The organism is Marivibrio halodurans (genome assembly GCF_017963645.1).
GTDB classification, from domain to species: Bacteria; Pseudomonadota; Alphaproteobacteria; order UBA8366; family Aestuariispiraceae; genus Marivibrio; species Marivibrio halodurans.
Genome location: NZ_JAGMWN010000007.1, coordinates 135,999 through 158,325 on the forward strand (window position 1 = coordinate 135,999; position 22,327 = coordinate 158,325).

Consider the following 22,327-nt stretch of genomic DNA (forward strand, 5'->3'; position numbering starts at 1 on the left):
CGTCGTCCGGTCGGTCGGTCAGCTACCGGACGGTTGCCGGGCACTGCCGGCCAGGCTCGCGAAGGTTCCGTCGAGCCCGGGCAGGATCTGTTCCGCCAGCTTCAGCGGGTCGGCCCGGTCGGGAGCGAGGCTCCATTCGACCCAGATCCCCTTCAGCAGCGCCATGATCGCCAGCGTGACGATGTCGAGATCGACCGTCAGTCCCTTCTCCTCGGCGACGGCGCCGACCAGCCCGCGAAGCTCCTTCTCGAAACGCGCATAAATCCGGTCGTGGACGGTGCGGATCGTCTCGTTCGTCTGGGCCAGGCTCCAGAACAGGAAACGGGCGCGGACATATTTCGCGTCCAGCGCGCCGGGATGCAGGCAGGCCGTGATGAAGGCGTGCAGGCGCTCGGTCGGGGTCAGGTCCGGTAGCGCCAGCGCCTCGCGGGTCTGCGACTGAACCTTGTCGGAGAGCTGCTGTAGGGTCGCGGCCAGAAGCTCGTCCTTGGTTCGGAAATGGTGGCGTACCATGCCGAGCGACACGCCCGCTTCCGCCGCGATCAGACGTACGCTGATTTCCGACGAGCCGTGATTGCACAGGCACCGGAAGGTGGCGTCGATCAACTCCTGTCGGCGCACTTCCGGCGCCTTCTTGGAAAAGCTTCGCGCCTGCCTCCGGGGTCTGTGCTCGTCGCTCGTCGGTGCGCTCATATGAACTCTCTACATTGTTGAGCGCACTGGCTGCCACCATACCGCACCCCCGTCAAGAAAGACCGTTGACGGAATGTGAAACCTTGGTTACCGTCACTTTATACGATCGTATTAAATTGGTGCGATCGGGAAGCCGCCCGGAACAGGGCGGCCCGCAGGGACGTTGACGAGGGAGTTATCCATGACGATTGGTGTGGCGCCGGCTGCCGGCGCATCGGACGAGCGCGCCCGTGTCGCGGAGACGTGCGAGGAACTCAACAAGGCACGGCATCTGCCGGGCGACATTTACGCGTCCGAGGAAATCTATCGGAAGGAACTCGACGAGTTCTTCTACAAGGACTGGCTCTTCGTCGGTCGGGAAGAGCAGTTCCCGAACCCCGGCGATTACATGGCGCAGCGTATCGTCGATCAGCCGATCATCATCGCGCGTGACAAGGACGGGGTTCTGAGCGCCTTCCGCAACATGTGCCGCCATCGGGGCGTCGAGGTGGCCGAGGGGTCGGGCAATCTACGCCACTTCAAATGTCCCTATCACGGCTGGACCTACGATCTTTCCGGCAAGCTTCTGGGGGCCGCCTATATGAAGGAGACGGAGGGCTTCGACCCCAAGTCCTGCCGCCTGCCGAAGGTTCATCTGGAGACGTGGCGCGGCAGTATCTTCATAAGCCTCGCGGATGAACCGGTCCCCTTTGCCGAGGCGATCGCCGATTTCGAGCAGGACTTCGCCCAGCTTCATCCGGAGAAATGCCGTCTTGTCGATGTCACGCGTCTGGAGTTGGCGTGCAATTGGAAGTTCCTGCACGAGAACCTGATGGATTTCTATCACGTCGGCGTGCTTCACGTGAACACCTTCGGGGCGCGCTTCTCCTGGACGCCGGATAATGTGTCGCTGAAGGACGGCGGCGGGATCACCATCCGCTATGACGCCGCACCCTCGACGCCGGACGGGCAGACGCTGTTCGCGAAGATGCCGTGGCTGGAGGATCAGGAGAACAGCTTTGCCTGTACCGGCTTCCGCCTCCCCAATCTGACGCTCTTCGGGCGCATCGACTGCGTGAAGATGATGGTCGCCTGGCCGGTCGGCCCGAACAAATGCGAGGTCTTCATCTACGTCCTCTTCCCGGAGGAATTCCTCGACGACCCCGCGCTCGAGGAGAAGCTGAAGGTCTACAAGGACTATCAGATGAAGATCTACGAGGAAGACCGCTCGATGATCGAATCCATGCAGAAGGCGATGGCGCTCTCCACCTACGAGCCCGGCCGCATGTCGGTGATGGAGAAGGCGATCCACCACTTCCTGAACGGCTATGCCGAGCGGATGTTCGGGGCGCATCGGTAATGACGTCGACCGCCGAAAAGGAGATGCGGCTGCAGGTGACGGCCCGTCGCCCGGAGGCGGTCGACGTTCTCTCCCTGACGCTGGCCGATCCCGGGGGCGAGGCCTTGCCCCCGGGTGAGCCGGGGGCGCACATCGCGCTGCGTCTGGGGGATCGTCTCGTTCGACAATATTCCTTATGCAACGGTCCGGGCGAGACATCGAATTACATGATCGCGGTAAAGCGGGAAGCCGAATCGCGTGGCGGCTCCGACGCGGTCCACCGGCTTCAGGTGGGGGATGTCGTCCCGGTCGCGCCGCCGGTCAATCGGTTCCCGCTCGACCGCGGGGCTCGACACCTCGTGCTGCTGGCGGGTGGGATCGGCGTGACCCCGCTGCTCAGCATGGCGAAGGACGCCGCCGGTCGCGGGCAATCCTTCGAACTGCACTATTTCGCGCGCACGCCGGGGCATGCGGCCTTTCACCAGGATCTCGCGGCCGGCGCGCTGCGCGCGAACGTCGCCTTCCATTTCGGCGTGGAACCGGAGGCGGTCGGCGGGCGGATGGACGCGATTCTCGCGAACGCGCCGGGGGACTCGCAGATTTATATCTGCGGGCCCGGGCCGTTCATCGATCGGGCCCGGATCGTCGCGAACGACCATGCGGACCCATCGGCCGTTCACTGGGAATCCTTCTCGGCCGAACCTGGGACGAGGGATGACGGGAAGGAGGAGGCCGCGCCGGCCAAGGGCTTCGAGGTTCGGTTGGCGCGGACGGGCAAGACGCTGCATGTCGGTCCGAACGACACCATCCTGCAGGTGTTGCAGGAGAACGGGGTCATGGTCGACTGCTCCTGCATGGAGGGCGTGTGCGGGCTTTGCATCACGGCCGTCCTGGAGGGGGAGCCGGATCATCGGGACGAGGTGCTGACGGAGGACGAGAAACGCGATGGCGGGCACATGACCGTCTGCGTTTCCCGCAGTAAGGGCGAGGTGATCGTCCTGGATCTTTAATGACGACTGCAACATCAAGAACAGGGGATAGACGATGAATAAGCAGATTTCGCGCAGAACCGCTCTCGGCCTGCTCGGTGCCACCATGACCAGCGCGACGGCCTTGCGGGCCATGCCGGCGCGCGCCGCGACCGATGGCGTCATCCGCTTCGGCGGCTCGCTCGGCATGTCCGGGCGCTATGCCGAGACCGGCCTGAATATCCGGCACGGCTACGAAACCGCCATCAAGTACATCAATGAGGAGAAAGGCGGCGTTCAGATCGCCGGCAAGACCTATAGTCTCGAACTCGGCATCGTCGACGACGCGAGCGACCCGGCCCGCGCGACGACCCTGATCCAGCGCCAGGTCGACGAGGGCGTCGATTTCTTCCTCGGCTCCTACGGCAGCAATGTCGTCCTGCCTTGCGCCGGCATCACGGAAGCGGCGGGCAAGGTGACCGTCCAGGTCGGCGGGTCGGCCGACCAGATCTTCACGCAAGGCTATGAGAACATCTTCGGCTTCTTCCCCCGCGCCAGCCGCGCCTGGGTGACGAGCATCGAATTCTTCAAGTCGATCGAGCCGAAGCCGAAGACCGTGTCGGTCATGGCGACCAACTCGGCCTTCTCGAAGCTGAACGCGCAGGCCGCCGCCGCCGGTTGCAAGGAAATCGGCCTCGAAGTCCTGGATGTCCTGGAACTGCCGGAACAGGTGACGGATTCCTCCAGCGCGCTGGCGACGCTTCGCGCCCGGACGCCGGACATCCTGATCACCACGACGGTCGACCAGAACTCCCTGGTGATCGCGCGTCAGATGATCGCGACGGAAACGAACGTGCCCTTGCTCTACCAGTTCCTGGGCCCGCAGCTTCCGGCCTATCGCGAGAGCCTGGGGGCGAAGGCCGATGGCGTCGTGATGCAGTTGCCGTGGGACGAGAGCCTGGAGTTCACCGATCCGACCTTCGGCGATACGCAATCCTATATCGACTATTACAACGCGACGAACGACCGGCCCTTCAGCTATCATACGGTCGGCGCGTCTTCCTGCATCACGACCTATATCGAAGCGATGAAGGCCGCCGGGAGCGTGGATCCGTTGGCGGTTCGCGACGCGCTGGACGCGATCGACATCGTCACGGCGTTCGGTCCGGTCAACTTCACGGAGGACGGGGACGGCGATCCGATCCTGATGGGGGCGAAAATCGGGCAGGTGCAGGGGGGCGAAATCAAGGTCGTCTATCCCGAGAACCTGCGGACCGCCGAGACCCTCTATCCGACGCCGACCTGGGCGGAGAAGGGGTAATCCCTTTTCCCTCCTCCACGAATAGGATTGGCGAAAGCCCGCAATGACTGGAACATTATTTCTCCAGACCCTTGTCGATGGGTTGATCCTGGGGGGAATCTTCTCGCTGTCCGCGGTCGGATTCTCCCTGATTTTCGGCGTCCTGGGCGTCGTCAACCTGTCGCATGGTATCTTCGTGCTCCTCGGGGCGTATTTGGGGCTCGCGCTGAAGGAGGCGTGGGGGATCGATCCGTTGATGGCGATCCCCCTCGTCTTCGGGGCCCTGTTCGTCCTGGGCGGCTTGGTTCAAATCACCTTGGTATCCGGCGCGGTGCGGCGTGGCTCCCTGATGAGCAGCCTGCTGATCACCTTCGGCGTCAGCCTGATGCTGCGCGATCTGATCATCCTGGTCTTCGGGCCGGATGTTCAGTCCCTGTCGTCAAGCTGGCTGTTCGATACCTTCCGCATCGGCGGCGTCATCGTCGATGGCGCCCGCGCCAGCGGCCTGATCGCCAGCCTGCTGTCGCTCGGCCTGCTGTCCTATGTGCTCTATCGCTCGAAGGTCGGCCGGGCCATGCGGGCGACCGCGCAGCAGGATTTCGCGGCCGGGCTCTGCGGCATCGACGTGAAGAAGATCTACGCCATGACCTTCGGGGTCTCGGCCGGGTTCGCGGGGGTGTCCGGCATTATCGTCGGGCTGATCAATCCGTTCACGCCGTTCGATGACACGCACTGGACCCTGAATGCCTTCGTGACCGTCGTCCTGGGCGGGGTCGGCAGTCCGGTCGGCGCGCTTCTGGGCGGGCTCATGCTCGGCGGGATCAGTACGTTCTCGTCCCAGTATGTCGGCTCGCTCTATCCGAACGTCTTCATCTTCGGCGCCCTTCTTCTGATGCTGATCGTCCGTCCGAACGGGCTTCTCGGCAATGCCTATAAGGGGTCGGTCTGATGCGGGGCTTTCATAAACCGATCTCGTCGAGGCAATGGGGGCTGAGCGCCCTTCTGCTGGTCGGCGCCGTGGCGCTGCCGTTCGTCGCCTCGCCTTTCGAGCTTCGCCTGGCGCAGCAGATCCTCCTGTTCGGCGGGCTGGCCGTGGCGTGGAACCTGCTGGGCGGGTTCACCACCTACTGGAGCTTCGGCCACGCCGCCTTCTTCGGTCTGGGCGCCTTCGCGGCCGGTCTGTTGGGGCAGCAGCTCGGGCCGGAGGTGCCGGTTGCCCTGCGGCTCGTCCTGGGGCTGTTGTTCGCGATGGCCGTTACCCTGGCGGCGGCGGTCGCGGTGGCGCTTCCGGTGTTGCGCTTGCGCGGCATCTATTTCGCCATCGCCATGCTGGCCTTCGCGCAGATCCTGGGGGAGGTCAGCAAGACCTTCGATGTCTTCCAGGGCGCGATCGGCTTCACCCTGCCGATCCTGAAGGTGCCGGGTCTGGCGAAGGTGCAGCTCTTCTACTTCCTGTTCCTCGTCTTCCTGATGGTCTGCATCGGGCTGTTCGTCGTCATGCGGCGGTCCCGCCTGGGCGTCGGCCTGACCTGCATCGGGCAGGACGAGGATACGGCCGCGATGCTGGGCGTGCCGACGGAACGCTACAAGCTGACGGCCTTCGTCATCAGTGCCGTTCTCACGGCGGTGGGTGGCGTGCTCTATTCCTACAGCCTGGGCTTCATGACCGCCGACACCGTCTTCCGCATCGATATCAGCCTGAACCTCATCCTCTACAGCATGGTGGGCGGAATCGGCACGGTCGCCGGTCCGATCATCGGCGCGGCGATCATGATCCTGCTGACACAGGTCGTGCTGGGCGATCTTCTCGACCTGCACATGCTGGTGACCGGCGCGGTGCTGGTGGCGATGGTCACGCTCGCGCCGAAGGGGCTCATCGGCCTGGTTCGCGACATGCGTCGGCGGCGGGAGGAAACGACCGTGGAAGAGGGGGCGGCATCATGACAGTGCTCACAATCGAGTCCCTGACGAAGCAGTTCCGAGGCCTGCGCGCCATCGAGGATGTCACGCTTACGGTCGAGCGGGATAGCATCACCAGCATCGTCGGACCCAATGGGGCGGGGAAATCGACGCTCTTCAACATGGTGTCCGGCTATCTGAAGCCGACCTCCGGTCGAATCGAATTCGATGGGCATGATATCACCGGCATGGCGCCCTATCGCATTTGCCGGCAGGGCGTGGCCCGTGCGTTCCAGATATCCAAACCGTTCCCGGAACTTTCGGTGCAGGAGAATGTCCTCGTCGCGGCCTCCTTCGGCCGCGCGGGGGAACGGGATGCGAAAGCGACCACGACGCGGGCGATCGATATCTGTCACCTGACGCCCTTGCGCGACCGGCGTGCAGGCTCGCTCAGTATCGGCAATCTCCGACGGTTGGAATTGGCCCGGGCGATCGCCGCCCGGCCCATCCTGTTGCTGGCCGACGAGCCCTGCGCGGGATTGAACGACGCGGAGACGCGGGAACTGACGAATGTTCTGTCGAAGATCCGCGACTCCGGCGTGACCATCCTGCTGGTGGAGCACGATATCAAGGCGGTCCGGCGGGTGTCCGACCGGGTCGTCGTGCTCGAAGCCGGCCGGAAGATCGCCGACGGCTCCGCCACGGATGTCTTCTCCGACCAGGCGGTGATCGACGCATATCTAGGGACGGCGCCGGCATGACGGGTTTGAGCATAGAGAATATCCACTACGCCTATGGCGGGGCGCGTGCCCTGGATGGCGTATCGCTGAACGTGCCGGAGGGGGGCATCATCGCCCTCCTCGGCTCCAACGGCGCGGGCAAGACGACTACGGCCAAGGTGATCGCCGGGGCCTTCGCTCCTTCTCGGGGGCGGGTCGTCTTCAACGGCGAGACGCTCTCCGGCATGCCCGTGCACCGGGTCATGCGCCGGGGAATCGTCCTGGTTCCGGAAGGGCGGCAGGTTTTCGCGCAGATGACCATTCAGGAGAATCTCCTGATGGGCGCCTTCAAGGAATCCAATCGGTCCCGGGTCGCCGAATTGTTGGAGAAGAGCTTCGAAACCTTTCCCCGGTTGAAGGAACGGCGGAGTCAGCTCGCGGGGTCTCTTAGCGGGGGGGAGCAGCAGATGCTCGCCATCGCGCGGGGGCTGATGGGCGAGCCACGCCTTCTCGTTCTGGACGAACCGTCGCTCGGCATCATGCCGAAGCTGGTGGAAGAGATCTTCGTGCTGATCGAGCGCGTCGCGGAAAGCGGCGTTTCCATCCTGTTGATCGAGCAGAATGTGCGGGCCTCCCTGCGCGTGGCGTCCCACGCCTATGTGCTGGAGAAGGGACGTATCATCCTCGACGGCGAAGGGGATGCGCTGTTGAACGACGCGTTCGTGCAAAACGCCTATCTCGGCGTGGATGACTGAAGCGAATAGAGGACTGACGATGGCTGCAATGACGTCGCCGCGCCTTCTGCGGGGCGCGGACAATCTGGTTGTGGAGAGTTTCGCGGTGGCGCCGGGCGAAAGCGTGCTGATCTCCGCCGATTACCGGACTGAGACGGCGGTTCTCGACGCCGTCGCGGGAAGCGTGGCCCGCGTGGGCGCGAAGCCGATGATCGCGCTCGCCCCGACGCTGCCCTATCAGGGGGGGCTTTCGGACCCCTATGTCGGGGATGCGTTCCGGGCGGCGGCGGCCGAATCCGATGTGTGGTTCGACTTCTGCTTTCCCTATCACGCGGGCTCGGGCACGCACGCGGCGGCGATGAAGCGGCAACGCACGCGTTATTGCCTGATCTCGCTCTCCGCCGCCGATACGTTCGAGCGGCTCTATGGCTGCGTCGACTATCCGGCGATGGTCGACTTCAATGTCGCGCTCGCCTCCTTCTTCGCGGAGGCCGAGGGTGAGACCGCCCGTTTCACCTGCCCGCGCGGCACCGACGTCCGGCTCACCCTCGACAAGATGAAGCTGGCCCGGAAGGGTGTGTGCAAGGATCCCGGCATGTATACTGTGCCCGGGACGCAGAGCTTCTATCCGGTGATGGAGAGCGTGACGGGACGGATCGTGATCCAGGCGCTCTTCGACGAAAATTACCGCGCCCTGCGCGAGCCGATCACGATCGAGGCGGAAGGCGGCATCCGCAGCCTGACCGGCGGCGGCGCCGACGACCGTGTCAGTTTCGAGCGCGCGCTACGCCGCGCGAGCGGGGAAGGGGACGGTTTTGGGAGCTTCATCCATTTCACCGCCGGTTTCCATCCGGCGGCGCTGTTCACCCGAAACCAGTTCATCGAGGATATCCGCGTTCCGGGCAGCAACGCGATCGGCATGGGCCTTCCCTGGTGGGAGCCGGGCGGTGGCGAGAACCATCCGGACGGCATCGTCCTCGACCAATCGCTCTGGGTCGGCGACACGCAATTGCTGGACGGCGGGCGTTTCGTCGGGCCGGAGCCCTTGCGGGGGCTTCACGATGCGATGTCGCGCCGGCTCGACTGATCCCTTCGCTTCCGCATCGACCAGGTAGGCACGCGCATGGACCGCATCGATCCCTCCCGCCTCGACCTCGCGCGCGAATTTCGCGACGCGCCCTTCGGGCCGCATGGACAGGAATTGCAGAAACTCCTCAAGCTGTTGCGTTGGGAGACGTTCGACGACCGCATCGTCGCGATCCAACCCCAACGCAACGGGCCGTGGCAGCTTGCGCGCAACACCGGCCGGAAGGGTAGCCCGCTGGAGGTCTTCGAGGCAGGGGGCGAGGGAGAAGGGTTCGCGACGTTGGGCGAGGCCCAATGGGCCATCTTCCGCGCGCGTTGGGAACGGCACACCGGCCAGCCGCTCTGTCTGGACGGGGAGGCGCCGTTGCCGACCGCCGGGACGCTTCGCCGCGATCTGACCAGCCACCCGGTGCTGGGCTACTCCGACACGTTCAGCGTGGAGACGGGGCGGTCCATCGCCTTCATGGTGAGCGCGGAGGGCCCCTACGATCTGAGCTTCGAGAAGCTGATCTGCGGCGACGCGGCCAATATCGGCTTGAAGACGGTCTCCATGACCAGCGATATCGACGGCCGCTATCCGGGCCGTCGGCAGGAAATCGCCTGCGGGTCCTATGTCTCCTTTCCCGAGGACCCGGTCTTCGGGTCGGCGTCCTTCACCATCTCGGCCTATATATGGCCGACGACGCCGATGCTCGACCGGATGCAGGTCATCATGGGGGGCGGCGGGCGGTCCCTGATCCTGGATGGGACGGGGCGGCTTTCCCTCCAGATAGGCTCGGAAAGCCTATCGCTCGATACCCCCTTGCTGGAGCGCCATTGGTATTTGGTCGCGGCCGGCTATGACGCCGAGACCGGGGAAGCCTGGGTGGTGCAACGGCCGCTAACGCGCTATGCGGCACGCGGGGACACGGCCGACCGGGCGGTCGGACGGCTGACGGCGTCGTCACCGGTCGGCCGGGATTTCCGTATCGCCGCCGGGTTCGACGCGCGGGGGGAAGCCTGCGCCTTTTATAACGGCAAGATCGACAGCCCGCGATTGCTGGCCCGGTCGCTTTCGGAAGAGGAGCGCGACGGCGTGCTGCGCGACGCGCGCCTGCCGTCGGATGAGCGGGACCTCGTCGCCGCCTGGGATTTCAGCCGGGAGATGTCCTCCCCCCGCATCGTCGATGCCGGCCCGCGCGGGCTGCATGGCGAGACGGTCAACCTGCCGACGCGCGCGATGAAGGGCTGGAACTGGGACGGTGGCGACTATAACTGGACGCACCGTCCCGATCAGTATGGCGCGATCCACTTCCACGACGACGACCTCTATGATTGCGGGTGGGAGACGGATTTCGAACTGACCGTTCCGAAGGATTGGCCAAGCGGCCTCTACTGCGCGCGGCTCTCCTGCGACGGGGTGGAGGAACGCATCCCCTTCGTGGTGCGGCCACCCAGCGGCACGGCGACGGCGCCGCTGGCCCTCATCCTGCCGTCGGCGAGCTATTGGGCCTACAGCAACACGCACCACCATCTGGAATGGACCGAGGGGGAGAATATCCGTGCCGTCTTCACGACGGTGGACAGCACGACGCTATATCTGCACGAGCATCCGGAACTGGGCTGCTCCCTCTATGATCATCACAGCGACGGCAGCGGCGTATGTTATTCCTCGCGCCTGCGGCCCATCCTGAACATGCGCCCGGGCGAGCGTTTGTGGCAATTGCCCGCCGATACCCATATCATCGATTGGCTGGAGGCGCGCGGCATCGCCTATGATGTCGTGACCGAGGACGACTTGGAGCGCGAGGGGGAGGCGCTGCTGCGTCCCTACCGCTGCGTCATGACGGGCAGCCATCCCGAATATCCGTCGAAGCGCATGCTGGACGCCTTCGAGGCCTATCAGGCCGGGGGCGGACGGTTCGTCTATCTGGGCGGGAACGGCTTCTATTGGCGCACCTCCTATCATCCGGAACTTCCCGGCGTGATCGAGATGCGCCGGGCCGAGGACGGTATCCGCACCTGGGCGGCGGAAGGCGGCGAGTATTATCACAGCTTCACCGGCGAGTTGGGCGGCATGTGGCGGCGCATGGGCCGCGCCCCGCAATCCGTCGCGGGGACCGGCATGTCGGCCCAGGGGTTCGATTTCTCCACCCATTTCGACCGCATGCCGGACAGCCGCGACCCGCGCGTCGCCTTCGCCTTCGAGGGGATCGGAGAGGACGAGCGGATCGGCGATTTCGGCCTGATCGGCGGCGGCGCCGCCGGCTGGGAGGTCGACCGGGCGGACGCCGCCCTGGGAACCCCGCCGCATGCGTTGGTCGTCGCGCGGGCAACGGACTTCTCGGCCGCCTATCACTGGATGAAGGAAGAACTGACCCATACCCATTCGGCCATCACCGGGGAGACTTGCCCGATGGTCCGGTGCGACATGGTCTTCTATGAAACGCCCAATGGCGGGGCGGTCTTCGCCACCAGTTCGATCGCCTGGGCGGGGGCGTTGTCCCATGCGAACTACGAGAACAATGTTTCCCGCCTGACGGAGAACGTGCTGCGCCGGTTCACGGACCCGACGCCCTTCGAGTGATCCGGTCTATCGCGGCCCGAAGGCTTTTCCTCTCGGGCCGCGATCGATTCCGCCGCCGCTCAGCCCTTCGCGAGGAAGGCACCGACCGTTTCGTTATAGCGTTTCGGATGTTCGATCATCGGATAGTGACCGCACGCGTCGAAAACCGTGAGATCCCCGTTCGGCAGGCGCTTGATGGCTTCCTGCGCGCTTTCCAGCGATCCGCCCCGGTCGTCGCGGCCCCAGACAACCAGGGTCGGGCATGTCAGTTCCTCTAGGCGCTCCAGGATGCGGAAGGGGCGGAAGCGTTCCGGTTCCTGCATGACGGCCATGGTTTCCGATAGCCGCCGCGCGGCCCAGGGATAAGCATAGCAAAGCTGGGCGATGTGCAGCAATTCGCGCGGCACCTTGTCTGTATCGTGGAAGTTATTGCCGATACGCTGGTGCCATTCCTCGATGCTGGAGCTGGCCATCTTCTCCGGCCCGAACACATCGCGCAGCTTCGTGACCTGCGCCTGAAGCTGCGCCTCGGTGTTGAAGCACGAGCCGCTGCCGTTGATGACGAGTTTCTCCACCCGGTCCTTGTTGTCGAGGAAGAAGAGGGAGGCCATCAAGGCGCCGTAGGAACTGCCGCACAGGGACAGCCGGTCGATTCCGAGCGTATCCACCAGCTTGCGCAGATGACGGATTTTCGCGGGGACGTCGACCGTGGCGTCGTCCGCGGGCTTCGTGAAGCCATGGCCCAGCATGTCCGGCGCGATGACCCGGTGGGTACGGGCCAACGCGTCGATATTGCGCAGCCAGACCTCCGCCGTCAGCGCGAGCCCGTGGATGAAAAGGATCGTCGGCGCGGCTTCATCGCCCGCGATGATGCATCGGGTCGGCGTGCCGGCGACATCGACAAAGTGCATTCGCAAAATCGGCTCTCCCATGGGTTCAGGATGTAACTAGGGTGGGGTGGGGGTCCGCCCGGCACCACTTTATTCGATTGTATAAAGTTGGGGCAACCTTGTTCCCTGCCCCAGCAATTGGGGGGCACGGAGCCTAGATTCTGCCGGTTCCGGCCCGAAAAGCCTCGAACAAGGCGGTGCCTTGGGGCCAGTCGCCGAGGTTGCTCGCCGCGTTCAGGTGGCCGTGCGCGCCCACGGACACATGGCCCGCGCCCCATTGCTCCGCCCGGGCCTTGCTATAGTCGATCGTGCCGAAGGGATCGTCGGTGCTGGCGACCACCAGGGCGGGGAAGGGGAGGCGGCCGCCCGGGACATCGTCGAACTCTCGCGCCTCCACCGGGAAGGCGGCGCTTCGTGGATCGGGCACGCAGACCAGGAAGGCACCCCGAACCGGTCGCGCGCCGCGCGCCGCCCAGTGGGCGACCAGCAGGCAGGCCAGACTGTGCGCGACGAGAAGGGGCGCGGCCGGCGCGGCCGCGACGGCGCTATCCAGGGAGGCGATCCAATCCGCGAGATCGGGCCGGTCCCAGCGCGCCGGTTGGAATCGGACGATGGTGGGATCCTTTGCTTCCCATGCGCTTTGCCAATGGGTCGGCCCCGACCCGCCGATGCCGGGCAGGGTGATGACGGGGATCATTCGGTCTTCCTTCTCCGGTAGGCGCGCGGACAATCAACAGCCAAGAGCATGATGATATCATATGGCCCCACCCGTGATCGTTTTTCCGGGTTTCCGGCAAGAATAGGGCGCACGGGCGATGGTCGCCGCCCATGGTCGGCGCCCCATGCGGGTTCGACCCGTGCCTATGTAGTTGGCCTATGCGCTTTCGGCGGCGTGGAATTGGGTCGCCAGATCGTCGTGGAAGGGCGTTGGACGGAAACCGAATTCCGCTTCCGCCCGCTTGCCGGAAACGCGGTCGACGAACAGTGGCGGCGTGGGGGCGGCGGCGAACGCGAAGCGTGCCGACGGTTCCAGGCTTCGGACCGTCTCCGCGACTTCTCCGGCGGCCAGGCCGTGCCCGCCGGAATTCACGATGGTATGACTAATCCGCTCGGCACCCGTGACGAGGGACAGGAGCCGTGCCGCATCGTCGACGGAAATCAGGTTGATGCGTTGATCCTCGGCGAGAGGGACATGAATCGTCTCGCCCCGCATGGGATGGGAGATCATCGCCGACGTCCAGGCGGTATAGCCGTGCAGGCGTCCCGGTCCGAAGATCACGCTCAACCTTATCCCGCAGACCTCCAGCCCATGTTCGAGCCGATACCGCTCGGCGGCGAACTCGTTATAGGCCTTCATGGCCCCATAGATCAGCGAATGCCGGTCGAGGGGACAGCCGTCCGTCTCCTCGATATCGCGGTTGCCGTAATACTGTTGATCGGGCCCGTAGGTCGCGATGGAGCTGGAGTAGATATAGCGGCCGACGCCCTGTTCGACCGCCGCGTCCATGCAATGGATCTGGCCCATGAGGTTGACCGCCCCGGCGAGGGCGCGGTCGTCCTGCAAACTCTGCCCGGTGACATAGGCCAGATTGACGACCCTGTCCGGCTTTACCGTGGCGAAGAGGGTCCGGACGGCATCGCGATCGCGGATATCGAGTCCGCGAAAGGCGATACCGTCCGCCGTTACGTTCCGAACGTTCTCGGACCCCGGCAGATCCGCCGCGACCACCTCGGCGCCGGCACCGCGAAGGCCACGGCAGAGCTTCGCGCCGAGGAACCCGGTTCCCCCGATTACGAGTATCCGCATGGTGCTTTCCGTCCCGTTGCCGTTCGTCGCCATGGTGTCGTGGTGGCCGCGAAGCGTGGATCAGGGGGTGAGGCGCTTCAGAAGACGCCGGTCCTCCAGGTCGAACCCGCCGGCATAGACATCCGAATACATGAAGTGCGCGCCAAGGATTTCCGGTTCCAGATCGGCGATCGGGTCGAATTCGGACGGGTATAGGCTCAATTCCGCGCGGCCGACCTTCGGCTGGGAGTATTCCAGCGGCGTGCGCCGATAGACGATGTCCTCATAGGCCGGTTCGGGGCGCTCCGGATGGGGGAGGCGACGCACATGGATTTCGCCACCGGGCTGTTCGTCGCCATCGACCAGGCGCACCAGCGGCGCGGTCTCGTCGGGCTTGAAGGTGAATTCCGCCAGTTGGAAGCCGCGCCGGTTGACCCACCCCCGGATGGAGCCGCGCGGGTCTTCCTCGAACTGATAGGTGCAATCCTTCTTCGTGTAGCCGAACAACTCCCGGCCGGCGGCGGTGCCCATCGGGTCGCTGCAATACATATAGATGTGGGTCTGGGTGTGGAGATCCTGATAACGCACCGGCACCGTGATCATCAGATCGAACATCGCCCCCTTGTGGACCGACAGCGTATGTCCCGGCGAGAGCATGAAGCGGAAGGCGACGCGGTCGTTGATCAGTTCGAACCCGCTGCCCTCCAGCATGGCTTCTACCTTCGTGCGGTCCACCCGCGTGATCACCTCGACCGTGCGCAGGGTGCAATCCCATTCCAGCGGATAGGCCGGTGAATGGTGCGGATTGACGCCGCTTTTCGGGTAAAGCTTGAAGTTACCGAACATGTTTACTCCCCTTCTGTCCTGAACGCGCGATTGCGATCATCGGCAAAGCGCGTCTGCATTGATATCGGCGACGGTGCGCACCCCGCAGAGCGCCATCGTCAAATCCAGCTCCTTCCGGATGATTTCCAGACAGCGGGTTACGCCTTCCCGGCCCATGGCGCCCAACCCGTACATATGGGCGCGCCCGACATAGACACCGCGCGCGCCGAGGGCGAGCGCCTTGAAGACGTCCTGGCCGGAGCGGATGCCGCTGTCGAAATGGATTTCCGTGCGATCGCCGACGGCCGCGACGATCGCGGGCAGGGCCTGGATGCTCGACGGCGCGCCGTCGAGTTGGCGTCCGCCGTGATTGGACACGATGATGGCATCCGCGCCAACGTCGACGGCCTTGCGCGCATCCTCCGCGTCCATGATTCCCTTCAGGATCAGCTTCCCGCCCCATTGATCCTTGACCCAGCGCACATCGTCCCAGTCCAGCGATTGATCGAACTGCTCGCTGACCCAAAGCGCCATCGAGGAGGTGTCCTCGATATCCGGCGCGTGGCCGACGATGTTGCCGAAGGTGCGCCGCTTGGTTCCCAGCATCTTCCAGCACCAGCCAGGCTTGGTCATCAGGTTCAGGATGTTGGGGATCGTCATGCGCGGCGGCGTCGAAAGCCCGTTCTTGATATCCTTGTGGCGCTGTCCCTGAACCTGCAGGTCGAGCGTCAGGACGAGAGCCGAGCAGCCCGCCTTCCGTGCCCGCCGGATGAGGTCGCGCATGAAATCGCGGTCCTTCATCATGTAAAGCTGGAACCAGAAGGGACGCGAGGTGCTCGCGGCCACGTCCTCGACCGAGCAGACGCTCATCGTGGAGAGCGTGAAGGGCACCCCGAACCTTTCGGCCGCCTGCGCGGCCAGTATCTCGCCGTCGGCGCATTGCATCCCGGCAAGTCCGGTGGGCGCGATCGCGACCGGCATCGAGGCATCTTCCCCGATAAGGGTCGTCGCGGTCGAACGGCCCTCGATATTGACGGCCACGCGTTGACGGAGTTTCAGCGCCGCGAGATCCATGCTGTTCGCGTGGTAGGTGCCTTCCGTCCAGGAGCCGCAATCGACATAGTCGTAGAACATCCGCGGGACCCGCCGCTTAGCCAGAATCCGGAGGTCCTCGGTGCTCGTGACGATGTGTTTCCCGCCCATGCTTCCTGATTCCATTATTCATTTCATGACGCCTGGCCACGGCGTCCCGTGTCCATTAAGCGTATTTAGTAGCCAAAGTACAAATGCGTCCCGCTTTGTCAATCCGAACAAAACCGCCGCCAAAAAGTAGAGAATTTAGTGATCCTGCACGGTTGGCGGTGCGTTTTATCGGTGCTTGACGTTGTTTCTCAAAAGTGTACAAAGAAGACAAAATACATAATGATGGGTTTAGGGCGGAACGGCGATGGGCGATCTGAATTCAAGGGACGGCGGGAAAGCGGGTGTCGCGCTGGTGACCGGTGGTGCCGGTGATCTCGGCCGGGCGGTCGTCGCGCGGTTGGCGCGCGCGGGCTTCGCCGTCGCGATAGCCGATCTGGACTCGGCCGGGGCGGAGGATGCGCTGAGGGCGGTGCGGGCCCTGGACGGTCGTGGTCTCGCCCCGTGCGTGGACGTGGCGGACGCCGATAGCTTCACGGCCTGCATCGATCGGGTGGAAGGCGAACTCGGCCCCGTGACCCTGTTGGTCAACAATGCCGGCCTCGAAGGTGATGTGGCGGCGTTTTCCGACTATTCCGCGGACGTTTTCGATCGGGTCATGGCGGTCAATGCGAGGGGCGTTTTCCTCGGCACGAAGCTGGCGCTTTCGCGAATGATGCCGCGGGGCGCGGGATGCATTGTGAACGTGGCTTCGACGTCCGCCATTCGCGGGCGGGCGGGGCTCGCCGGATATGTCGCCAGTAAGCATGCCGTGCTCGGGCTGACGCGCGTGGCGGCCCTGGACGCGGCCGGATCGGGGGTTCGGGTCAACGCGGTCCTGCCGGGACCGATCGAGGGCCGGATGATCCGCAGCCTGGAGGAAAAGGCGGGCGGAGGCATCGCCCGCGCGGGCCGGGCGTCCCGGGCAATGCCGGAGGACGTGGCGAGCGGCGTGGCGTTCCTCGCCTCCGATGAGGCGCGGCACATCAATGGGGAGGCCCTGGTCATCGATGGCGGCGCGACCGTCATGTGAGCCGGCCTTCCCTGCAGCATCAATCCGAGAAGCAATACCGGGAATGGAAAGCGATGAAGTTTTGTAGATTTGGCGATGTCGGCAATGAGCGCGTGGGCGCCGTGGACAACGAGGGCCGGATTCGTGACCTGTCCGGCAAGATCGAGCGTCTGCGGTCGAGCGACTTCGCCGGCGGGGCGTTGGAAGCCCTCTCCGGGGTCGATGTCGCCGGCCTGCCCTTGGTCGAGGGGGAGCCGCGCCTCGGCATCCCCTATGAGGGGATATCCAAGATGATCTGCATCGGCCTGAATTATTCCGACCATGCGCTGGAGGCCGGGATGCAGCCGCCGGAGAAGCCGATCGTCTTCCTGAAGGCGCCCTCGGCGCTCTGTGGTCCCTATGAGGATACGATCCAACCGGTGGATTCGACGAAGCTTGATTGGGAAGTCGAGCTCGGCGTGGTGATCGGCCGCGAGGCGCGGTACATCGACGAGGCCGAGGCACAGGATTTCATCGCCGGCTATTGCGTCGTCAACGACATTTCGGAACGTGCGTTCCAGATGGAGGGCGGCCAGTGGGACAAGGGCAAGGGGTGCGATAGTTTCGGGCCGGTCGGGCCATGGCTCGTCACCAAGGACGAGGTGGCGGACCCTCAGGCGCTCGACCTCTGGCTCGACGTGAACGGCGAGCGGATGCAGACCGGCAATACCAGTACGATGATCTTCGGCGTCGACACGCTGGTTTCCCATTGCAGCCGATACATGACCCTCATGCCGGGCGACATCATCGCCACGGGCACGCCGCCCGGCGTGGGCATGGGCAAGAAGCCGGAGCCGGTCTGGCTTCGTCCCGGCGATACGATCGAATTGGGCGTGACCGGCCTTGGCCGTCAGCGTCAGCGGGTCGTTCGCTATGAGGAGGCGGTCGCCGGACCGTGACCGCCGGAATGCCGGCCGTCGTCCGGCCTTCGTCGGACGGCGGTCGAAACGAACCACAATGAACTGTCGGGCAGACAGTCCTTGCACAATCGAGGAAGGAGGAAATTCGCATGAAACACGGATTCAAGGGGGCGCTTCTCGCCGCCGGATTGGCCGTCTGGTCGCTCTCGGGTTCCGCTGCGGCGCTGGCGCAGGATTATTCCTGGAATATCCAGAGCATGTGGCAGGCCGGCACCGCGACGCAGCAAAGCTTCGAACGCTTCGCGAAGGATGTCGAGGCGCGGACCGACGGCGCCATCACCATCCGGCCGCTTCCGGCGGGTGCCGTGGTCGGCACGGCCGAGACGCTGGAGGCGATCCAGATGGGCGTCCTCGACGGGCAGCATAACGCACCCGCCTATTGGACGGGGCGCGAGCCGGCCTTCGCCATCCTGGGCGGTCTGGTCGGCGCTTATGAGGAGCCCGACCAGCTGCTGACCTATCATTACGAGGAAGGGGGCCTCGACCTGCTGCGCGAGGCCTATGAACCCTATGGGCTTTATCCGATCGGCATCGCGACCTGGGGGTCGGAATCGCTCGTGCTGAAGAAGCCGGTCGAGTCGCCGGACGACCTGGAGGGTCTGAAACTGCGCATGTCGAAGGGCATGTTCTCGGAGGTTTTCGAGAAGTTCGGCACGATTCCGATCGAGATGGCCGGCACCGAGGTCTATAGCGCCCTGGACAAGGGCGTGGTGGACGGCGCCGATTGGGGCACGCTCTCGATGAACGAGGAATTGGGTTTCCACGACATCGCGGATTACGCCATCTATCCCAGCGTCCATTCGATGTCGATCGCCGACGTGACGATCAAGAAGGATGTCTGGGACGGCCTCTCGCCCGAGCTTCAGGATAGCCTGAAGCAGGCGGTTCGGGCCTTCGCGGATGACATGATCGCCACGATGGAGCAGAAGGACGCGGAAGCGGCCGAAAAGCTGAGCGCCGAGGGCGTGACGCTGATCGACTGGTCCGACGAGGACAAGCAGCGTTTCCGGAACGCCGCCGTGGATGTCTGGAAGGCGTTCGCCACCCGCAGCGATCTGGCGCAACGCGCGCTGGACAGTCAGATGGGCTATATGAAGCGCATCGGGCTGATCAAGGAGTAGTCGCGACGCGCAAGCAACGGGTCCCGTGCCGGCATGGCCGGGCGGGACCCGTTGTCTCGCGACATACATCCCCAACCTTCAAGGGAGGCGGCGGTGTTGTCCATTGTGAGCACGTTCAACCGGAAGCTCGGTGAATACGGATCGGCCGCTGCCTATATCGCGGTTTTCGTCATCACCATCTACGACGTCGGCATGCGCTATTTCCTCGATGCGCCCTCGGTCTGGGGTCTCGAACTGGTTATCGCGATCGCCGGGATGCATTACGTGCTCGCGGGTGCCTATACGCTCGCCGAGGACAAGCATGTCCGTATCGACGTCGTCTACAATCTGTTCGCGCCCCGGACACAGCGCCTGCTGGACGTGTTGTCCTGTCTGTTGACGATCCTCTTTCTCTGCATCGTCGTCTACTATGGAAGCGCCCAGGCCTACCCATCCGTCATGAGCGGCGAGACATCCGGTGGCGGTTGGGACTCCCATGCTCCGATGTTCATGAAGGCGGCGATCCCGGTGGGGGCGACGCTGATGGTTCTCGAATCGCTCAATAAGCTCAAAATCGCATGTGGGGCGTTGAGAAATGAGTGGTGAGTGGCTGAGCCTGCTGACTGTCGGAATCCTGTTCCTGCTTCTGTTCACGGGTATTCCGCTGGCGTTCGCGACGGGTCTGACGGCCGTCGTCCTGACCCTTCTGACGTTCGGGCCGGATGCCCTCTATCTGATCCCAAGCCGCATGCTGACGCTGATGGGGAACTATGCGTTGATCGCGGTTCCGCTGTTCGTCCTGATGGGTTGCCTGCTGGAGAAGGCGGGCGTGGTGGAGCGCCTGTTCCATGCCTTGCATGTCTGGTCGGGACGGTTGCGCGGCGGTCTCGCGATCGGGACGCTGCTGACCTCGACGATCCTGGCGGCCATGGTGGGGATCATCGGCGCGGAAATCCTCCTTCTGGGGCTTGTCTGCCTGCCCGCGATGCTGGGACGGAAATACGACAAGCGTCTGGCGCTCGGCGTGATATGCAGCGGTGGATCGCTGGGCACGCTGTTGCCGCCGAGTATCGTGCTGATCGTCTACGGGCTGGTCGCGCAGGTATCCATCGGCGACCTCTTCCTGGCGGCGGTCGTGCCGGGGCTTCTCCTGGCGGGCCTCTATTTCATCTATGTCCTCGTCATCTGCTACATGAAGCCCGAGATGGGGCCGCTCGCCGATATCGCGGAGCGCGAGATGCCCCTGATGGAGAAGGTCTCGCTCGGCAAGGCGCTGGTCCTGCCCTTGGGCCTGATCGGCGCCGTGCTCGGCTCGCTTTACACCGGTGTCGCCACGCCGACGGAGACCGCCGGCATCGGGGTGCTCGGCGCGCTCGTGATCGCGGGCGTGAACGGGAAGCTCTCCGCCGACATGTTGCTCGATGTGTTGAAGCAGACCGGCAACACGGTCGCCATGCTGACCTGGGTTTTCTTCGGGGCGTCGGCCTTGGTGGGAATCTACACGCTCGCCGGGGGAACATCGTTCCTGCAAGACATGATCACCGATCTTCCCTTCGCGCCGATCGTGATCGTCATGGTGATGATGCTGGTGCTGATCGTGCTCGGCTCCTTCGTCGACTGGATCGGGATCGTTCTTCTGACCATGCCCATCTTCGTGCCCATCATCAAAAGCTACGGCATGGACCCGGTTTGGTTCGGTATCCTGTTCACCATGAATATGCAGATTTCCTATCTGACGCCGCCTTTCGGACCGGCGGCCTTCTATCTGAAGGCGGTGGCGCCGCCGGACGTCACGCTGGGCGATATCTTCGCCTCGGTCGTGCCATTCGTCTGCCTGCAGGTCGTCGGGCTCGCGCTCGTCCTATTCTTTCCGCAACTGGCGCAATGGTTGCCCGCCATGGTGGGGAGCTAGGCGATGGGTGAGCGGAAAGAGGCGCGCCAGACGACGTCGCTCAGTCAGCGGGTTCACCTCCTGTTGAAGATGATGATCGACAACGGCCGGATCGGGGACGGGGAGAAGGTTCTCGAGGCGCAGGTCGCCAAGGCCTTCGACGTCAGTCGCTCGCCGGCCCGCCGTGCGTTGCGGACGCTTCTCGATGAGGGGATGCTGAAGGACGTCGACGGGCACGGCTACGCGGTCGTCAGCCAGCATGATACCGGACGGCGCGGCCAGGTCGCCGTCCTCGACGCCATCCCGCTCGATATTCCGCGCCAGTGGGAACGGATGTACGAGGAGGTCGAGAGGGAGATCGCGATTCGTATCCTGTTCGGGTCCGTCCGCGTGAATGAACAGAAACTCGCGGATCATTTCGGCGTCAGTCGATCCGTCACGCGCGACGTCCTGGCCCGGATGGATGGCCTCGGCCTCATCCAGAAAAACCGCGCCGGCCATTGGGTGGCGGAGCAGGTTACCCCGCGCCGTGTCGGCCATCTCTATGAATTGCGATGGATTTTGGAACCGCAGGCTCTAGTGGAGGGGTATCCGCATGCCCCGCCGTTCGAATTGGAAAAGGCGCGGGACAATATCTGGCGCGCTCTCGCGTCCTCGCCGATCGCGAGCGGGGAGTTCGACCGGATCGAGACGGACCTTCACGGAACATTGCTGTCCTATTGCCCTAACCCGGAGATTCTTCACGCCCTCCGGCGCACGCAGTCGCTGTTCGTGCCGACGCGTTACCTGTCGGACCCGTTCCTGGGCATCCCGATGGAACTGATCGAGGCGGCGGTCCGGGAGCATCTGGAAATCGTCCAATATCTCCTGGACGGAAAGCCCGACAATGCCGCGCGGAAACTCGTCCAGCACCTGAAGGTTGCCCAGGATCGTTGGTTGGAACGCTTCGAGATAAATTCGAACAGGACACAGCGACCGCTGCCGCCTTTCCTGAGCCCGGCCTGAACCCGCCGCCCGCATATATCCGGTTGCCAAGCCTGAAAGCGACACCGTGCCGGTTCCGGCAAGGTGTCGTGAATGGCGGTCGTCGAGGGCGACCCCGCGCCGCCACGCTCCACGCCTTGAAATATTGAGAGGGTGAATGGCGCCCCATCCCGAAGGGATGCCGGACCAGAACCGGGGCGCCAGCGAGACTCTAGGAGAAATGGTGTCCCCGGCAGGACGAGATGGGGGATGTTAAAAATAAAATATTATCAGTGCCTTACAGAACATTTTGCCAAGCTTGTGCTTCACCTTTGTGTGTCACTTAGGAGGACCGCCCAGCATGGGGAGCCTATCTGACCGCCTTATACCATTTCGCGCTGATCACCATTCATGGGCCCATTGTCGATATCCGATGGACATGATCTTCCACGGTTGGTCC

At 64.1% G+C, this 22,327-nt stretch carries 21 protein-coding genes; 15 read left to right on the forward strand and 6 right to left on the reverse strand.

Going from position 1 to position 22,327, the window contains the following annotated elements; all coding sequences use genetic code 11:
• Positions 1-18: 18 nt before the first annotated feature.
• Positions 19-693, reverse strand: a complete 675-nt coding sequence (locus tag KAJ83_RS15240; protein ID WP_210682956.1) for a TetR family transcriptional regulator C-terminal domain-containing protein — start codon at positions 691-693, stop codon at positions 19-21.
• A 181-nt stretch (positions 694-874) separates the two neighbouring features.
• On the opposite strand from KAJ83_RS15240, the gene KAJ83_RS15245 reads away from it, so the two are divergent.
• The 9 genes from KAJ83_RS15245 to KAJ83_RS15285 are packed head-to-tail and all read left to right on the forward strand — an operon-like array spanning position 875 to position 11,283.
• Positions 875-2,032 carry an aromatic ring-hydroxylating oxygenase subunit alpha gene (locus KAJ83_RS15245; protein WP_210682957.1) on the forward strand — a complete coding sequence of 386 codons (1,158 nt, stop codon included), beginning with the start codon at positions 875-877 and terminating at the stop codon, positions 2,030-2,032.
• Positions 2,032-3,021 (forward strand): PDR/VanB family oxidoreductase, encoded by a 990-nt coding sequence (locus KAJ83_RS15250; RefSeq protein WP_210682958.1) that lies wholly within the window; start codon positions 2,032-2,034, stop codon positions 3,019-3,021. The genes KAJ83_RS15245 and KAJ83_RS15250 overlap by 1 nt, the downstream gene beginning before the upstream one ends.
• Positions 3,022-3,055: 34 nt before the next feature.
• Positions 3,056-4,300: an amino acid ABC transporter substrate-binding protein gene (locus KAJ83_RS15255; RefSeq protein WP_210682959.1), complete on the forward strand. Its 1,245-nt coding sequence runs from the start codon at positions 3,056-3,058 to the stop codon at positions 4,298-4,300.
• A gap of 43 nt (positions 4,301-4,343) precedes the next feature.
• Positions 4,344-5,228: a branched-chain amino acid ABC transporter permease gene (locus KAJ83_RS15260; RefSeq protein ID WP_210682960.1), complete on the forward strand. Its 885-nt coding sequence runs from the start codon at positions 4,344-4,346 to the stop codon at positions 5,226-5,228.
• A complete protein-coding gene (locus KAJ83_RS15265; RefSeq protein WP_210682961.1) occupies positions 5,228-6,223 on the forward strand; it encodes a branched-chain amino acid ABC transporter permease in 996 nt (331 codons plus the stop codon). Before KAJ83_RS15260 ends, KAJ83_RS15265 begins: the two co-directional genes overlap by 1 nt.
• A complete protein-coding gene (locus tag KAJ83_RS15270; RefSeq protein WP_210682988.1) occupies positions 6,220-6,939 on the forward strand; it encodes an ABC transporter ATP-binding protein in 720 nt (239 codons plus the stop codon). The genes KAJ83_RS15265 and KAJ83_RS15270 overlap by 4 nt, the downstream gene beginning before the upstream one ends.
• Entirely contained in the window at positions 6,936-7,652 is a 717-nt protein-coding gene (locus tag KAJ83_RS15275) for an ABC transporter ATP-binding protein (protein ID WP_210682962.1), read from the forward strand. Before KAJ83_RS15270 ends, KAJ83_RS15275 begins: the two co-directional genes overlap by 4 nt.
• Positions 7,653-7,671: 19 nt before the next feature.
• On the forward strand, positions 7,672-8,718 hold the full coding sequence (locus tag KAJ83_RS15280) for a 2,5-dihydroxypyridine 5,6-dioxygenase NicX family protein (RefSeq protein WP_210682963.1): 1,047 nt from the start codon (positions 7,672-7,674) through the stop codon (positions 8,716-8,718).
• A gap of 36 nt (positions 8,719-8,754) precedes the next feature.
• Complete coding sequence (locus tag KAJ83_RS15285) at positions 8,755-11,283, forward strand: LamG domain-containing protein (RefSeq protein ID WP_210682964.1); 2,529 nt, start codon at positions 8,755-8,757, stop codon at positions 11,281-11,283.
• A gap of 59 nt (positions 11,284-11,342) precedes the next feature.
• Here the strand turns inward: KAJ83_RS15285 and KAJ83_RS15290 are convergent, their stop codons facing one another.
• The 5 genes from KAJ83_RS15290 to KAJ83_RS15310 form a co-directional block, all read right to left on the reverse strand.
• The gene (locus KAJ83_RS15290; protein WP_210682965.1) at positions 11,343-12,173 is read right to left on the reverse strand and encodes an alpha/beta fold hydrolase; all 831 of its coding nucleotides are present in this window, start codon (positions 12,171-12,173) and stop codon (positions 11,343-11,345) included.
• Between the two features lie 133 nt (positions 12,174-12,306).
• The gene (locus tag KAJ83_RS15295; RefSeq protein ID WP_210682966.1) at positions 12,307-12,849 is read right to left on the reverse strand and encodes an RBBP9/YdeN family alpha/beta hydrolase; all 543 of its coding nucleotides are present in this window, start codon (positions 12,847-12,849) and stop codon (positions 12,307-12,309) included.
• 177 nt (positions 12,850-13,026) lie between these two features.
• Complete coding sequence (locus tag KAJ83_RS15300) at positions 13,027-13,959, reverse strand: NAD-dependent epimerase/dehydratase family protein (RefSeq protein ID WP_210682967.1); 933 nt, start codon at positions 13,957-13,959, stop codon at positions 13,027-13,029.
• 60 nt (positions 13,960-14,019) lie between these two features.
• Positions 14,020-14,784: an acetoacetate decarboxylase family protein gene (locus KAJ83_RS15305; protein ID WP_210682968.1), complete on the reverse strand. Its 765-nt coding sequence runs from the start codon at positions 14,782-14,784 to the stop codon at positions 14,020-14,022.
• 36 nt (positions 14,785-14,820) lie between these two features.
• Positions 14,821-15,966, reverse strand: a complete 1,146-nt coding sequence (locus KAJ83_RS15310; protein ID WP_210682969.1) for an alpha-hydroxy acid oxidase — start codon at positions 15,964-15,966, stop codon at positions 14,821-14,823.
• Positions 15,967-16,210: 244 nt separating this feature from the next.
• Between KAJ83_RS15310 and KAJ83_RS15315 the strand changes: the two genes are divergently transcribed.
• From KAJ83_RS15315 to KAJ83_RS15340, 6 genes are all read left to right on the forward strand, one after another.
• On the forward strand, positions 16,211-16,975 hold the full coding sequence (locus KAJ83_RS15315) for an SDR family NAD(P)-dependent oxidoreductase (RefSeq protein ID WP_210682970.1): 765 nt from the start codon (positions 16,211-16,213) through the stop codon (positions 16,973-16,975).
• A gap of 53 nt (positions 16,976-17,028) precedes the next feature.
• On the forward strand, positions 17,029-17,892 hold the full coding sequence (locus KAJ83_RS15320; protein WP_210682971.1) for a fumarylacetoacetate hydrolase family protein: 864 nt from the start codon (positions 17,029-17,031) through the stop codon (positions 17,890-17,892).
• 110 nt (positions 17,893-18,002) lie between these two features.
• Positions 18,003-19,034, forward strand: a complete 1,032-nt coding sequence (locus tag KAJ83_RS15325; RefSeq protein ID WP_210682972.1) for a TRAP transporter substrate-binding protein — start codon at positions 18,003-18,005, stop codon at positions 19,032-19,034.
• Positions 19,035-19,139: 105 nt separating this feature from the next.
• On the forward strand, positions 19,140-19,619 hold the full coding sequence (locus tag KAJ83_RS15330) for a TRAP transporter small permease subunit (RefSeq protein WP_343222026.1): 480 nt from the start codon (positions 19,140-19,142) through the stop codon (positions 19,617-19,619).
• Positions 19,609-20,925 (forward strand): TRAP transporter large permease, encoded by a 1,317-nt coding sequence (locus tag KAJ83_RS15335; RefSeq protein ID WP_210682974.1) that lies wholly within the window; start codon positions 19,609-19,611, stop codon positions 20,923-20,925. The genes KAJ83_RS15330 and KAJ83_RS15335 overlap by 11 nt, the downstream gene beginning before the upstream one ends.
• A gap of 3 nt (positions 20,926-20,928) precedes the next feature.
• Positions 20,929-21,909, forward strand: coding sequence for a GntR family transcriptional regulator (locus KAJ83_RS15340; RefSeq protein WP_210682975.1), 981 nt, complete (start codon positions 20,929-20,931; stop codon positions 21,907-21,909).
• The last annotated feature ends 418 nt before the right edge of the window (positions 21,910-22,327 follow it).